Origin of the sequence: Streptococcus pluranimalium (assembly GCF_047785745.1) — a bacterium.
Classification (GTDB): Bacteria; Bacillota; Bacilli; order Lactobacillales; family Streptococcaceae; genus Streptococcus; species Streptococcus pluranimalium_B.
This window is the reverse complement of the sequence record NZ_JBLOJT010000147.1, coordinates 1-3,068: the sequence shown is the minus strand read 5'-3', so window position 1 is coordinate 3,068 and position 3,068 is coordinate 1. Positions and strand designations below refer to the sequence as shown.

The 3,068-nt window shown below is 33.2% G+C and carries 2 protein-coding genes; both read left to right on the top strand.

The annotated features are described in order from the left end of the window. The first annotated feature begins 24 nt into the window (after positions 1–24). Positions 25–984 carry a protein rep gene (locus tag ACMZ6U_RS09865; RefSeq protein ID WP_416108264.1) on the top strand — a complete coding sequence of 320 codons (960 nt, stop codon included), beginning with the start codon at positions 25–27 and terminating at the stop codon, positions 982–984. Positions 985–1,181: 197 nt separating this feature from the next. Then, positions 1,182–1,817 (top strand): hypothetical protein, encoded by a 636-nt coding sequence (locus ACMZ6U_RS09860; protein WP_416108263.1) that lies wholly within the window; start codon positions 1,182–1,184, stop codon positions 1,815–1,817. The last annotated feature ends 1,251 nt before the right edge of the window (positions 1,818–3,068 follow it).

Below are 3,068 nucleotides of genomic sequence, written 5' to 3'. Positions count from 1 at the left end.
TCATTTTTGTACTTAAATTATAGCATGACAAAACCTATCAATCAAGACCAAAGTTTATCAAATCCAACCATATTGGTTGATACGAATGCCAAAGGTAAAGACCGTAATTGGCGAGGTCGAAAAATCATGAGTTTAAAACTGGCTGATATTTTTAAAGAGTTGGGCTATCGACAAAGTTTGGTTGAACGTTTGTTATCATGTGGTGAAGTTTTAAAATTTATTCAGCAGGAAGATGGTTCTTTAAAGCTCTATCAAGCTTATTTTTGTAAGAATAAGTTATGTCCGATGTGTAATTGGCGACGGTCAATGAAATATTCCTATCAGACCTCTAGGATTGTCGATGAGGCAATTAAGCAAGAACCTAAAGCACGATTTTTGTTTTTAACGTTGACAGTTCGTAATGTGAGTGGAGATGATTTAAATAAAACCTTAACATCTTTAACACAATCTTTTGATCGTCTATTTAGACGAGCAAAGGTGAAGAAGAATTTACTAGGCTATTTGCGTTCGGTTGAGGTGACGCATAATGAGAAAGAGAAGACTTATCATCCCCATATTCATGTGCTAATGATGATTAGACCTAGTTATTTTCAAGGGAAAAATGATTATATTTCTCAAAAAGAGTGGGGTGAAATGTGGTCGAAGTCTCTCAAGGTGGACTATTATCCTATTGTCGATATCAGAGTGGTAAAACAGTCTTACCAAGGCATTGAAAAAGCCATTGTTGAGACGGCTAAATACCCTGTTAAACCAATGAATTTAGACGTGACCGATAAACAAGTGGTTGATGATTTATATCATGGACTTTATCGTAAACGTCAATTGGGATTTGGTGGGCTATTCAAGGTTATCAAAAAACAGTTGGAACTTGATGATATAGAGAATGGTGATTTGATTCATACCAGTGATAAAAATGAGCTTTCTGAAGGCACAAAAATAGTCGCTATATGGAATGCGACTAAACAAAATTATTTTATAACATGAGCTAGAGTTTTTTGTTCTAACTCTTTTATTATATCAAAAATAATGTGGTAAAAATAGACTTGTATTTTGTAGTAGAAGTGATATATTGAAAATGTGTTCTTGGATTAGAAAGGAAAAAAACGGAAATTATATTATCCAAAAGTAGATACAATATTGAAATTATTTTTATGTTTGTTTGCTTGAATAAGGAGGTAATCATGAAAAAAGTTTTTAAACATTTAGCAATGTTTGCTTTATTTTTAAGTATTAGTAGCAATTTTATTCCTGCATATAATGTTTTAGCAGAGGAGTATGGATCTAGTGCCTTGAAAGAAAATGTTATTGAAGATGATTTGAATTTTTCTGATGAAGAAATGAATGCCATTACTGAAAATGGTAAATATTCTTATGATGAAGAGATTACAAAAGCTGGTTTGAAATTACAAAAATATTTTGAATTTGATGAAAATAGAAATGTAGTTTTAAATGCAACTAAAGAACAATTGATGAATGATTTAAATATAACAGAAACTCAAGCATTAGATTTATTAAGTCTTTCTGAACCAGGAGTATCTACAATACATTATAGAGGATTTGTAGGGGTGTATGTTCATCTTGGTCCGAAAGTTAGAGCAATGAATGGTTGGGCTGCAGCAGCTTTTGCTGGTGGTTATGTTGGTTGGTATACTAAACAGTTAGCAGCGGCGGGCCCTTGGGGAGCTGGTGCTGCTACTTTAATAACAGCATCTGCAGCAGCTGCTGTTAAATGGGCTGTTGAAAATGGAATTAGGACTGTTCCTATAGGTTCTCAAATCAGAGGTTACTCATTATCTTATAATGTGTATGTACCATAAGAGGATTTTATGAAAGATTTACAATTTAACATAAAAATTGTTTTTTGTTCATTATTTTTGTACATTATTTTAGGATATTTATGTCAGATAATAAATGTATTTAATTTTAGGTTTTCTATATTGGGTATTGTTACATATTTAATGGGTAGTTTGTTTTATTCTTTTTATATAACTAAGGAAAATAGTACTTTTTTGATATATTCAGTTGTTCTTTTTTTACTTAGTTTGTCATTATCACATTGATTATTGAAAAACTAAAAGAGCTCCTTAAAGGGGCTTTTTATTTTTTAATAGTATTTTGTATGTAGATAACTTTAAAATGCCTTAAAACGCAAAATAAAGGCTATAGGGGTGATTTAAAGTTGGGTGAAGTTGTTTATGCCGAGAAAACTTTTGAGAGCAAGCAGGGGCGCTTTATCCTAGGAATTTGGCAAGGAGGAAATAGCTAAGATTTACCTTGCCCAAATTTGGAAAAAACAGCCCCTGGTTACTTGCTGTCAAAAGGAAATTGGAATAAAGAGTAAGGGGTTAGAGGTACTTTTGTCTATTGTTTCAAAAAAGTTGTCGAAGTGATGTTATAATAGATTTTGTCGCAAGCTTACCACTAGTGAACTTAGTTAGGAGGTGAGTGTTATTATGTGGTATGGATTCCTCACCCTTGTTCTTTTGCCGTTAATAGTAAATGTGCTATCTAATGTTCTATCTGACTGGCTAATCAGAAAGCAACAAGAACAAAGCTACAAATTAAAAAAATAGCCTGAGTATCCTTGATCAAGATACGAAAAAAACACCCAAGGTTGCAGCCAAGGGTGTTTTATTATGTGTTAAGGTTCCTCAACCTTTAAGCAATTCTAGTATAACAGCAACTAAAGATAAAATCAAAAATCCTTTGCCAAGACAGGGAAGAAGAGCACCCCAGACCAGCCACCTTAGGTGGCAAAGGTCGGCAGGGGTGTTTTCTTCTGACCATGTCTTTTAGACAGCGAAAAACGCCTTAGGCGTTTTTGGATGGTTTGCGAAGCAGAAGCGAGAAAATTTCGAAGAAATTTTTGAAGTTTCTTCTTATCTTGATACTTTTAGAATTAACTCTCATGCAATTTGTACCCACTTTGACCCCCCTAAACCCTTGAGGGGAGTGGGTTTTAGAGCAAAAAAAAAGCTTGTTTTCGTCTGAAAATTTTGTTATGCTTTAAAGTGACTAAACAAAAAACTAACAAAGGAGACGAGTACAAACTTTTTTATCGATTTAAA

Excerpts from the sequence above, each read along its gene's own strand:
- ACMZ6U_RS09865 (WP_416108264.1), top strand. The coding sequence starts at position 25 with ATGACAAAACCTATCAATCAAGACCAAAGTTTATCAAATCCAACCATA.
- ACMZ6U_RS09860 (WP_416108263.1), top strand. The coding sequence starts at position 1,182 with ATGAAAAAAGTTTTTAAACATTTAGCAATGTTTGCTTTATTTTTAAGT.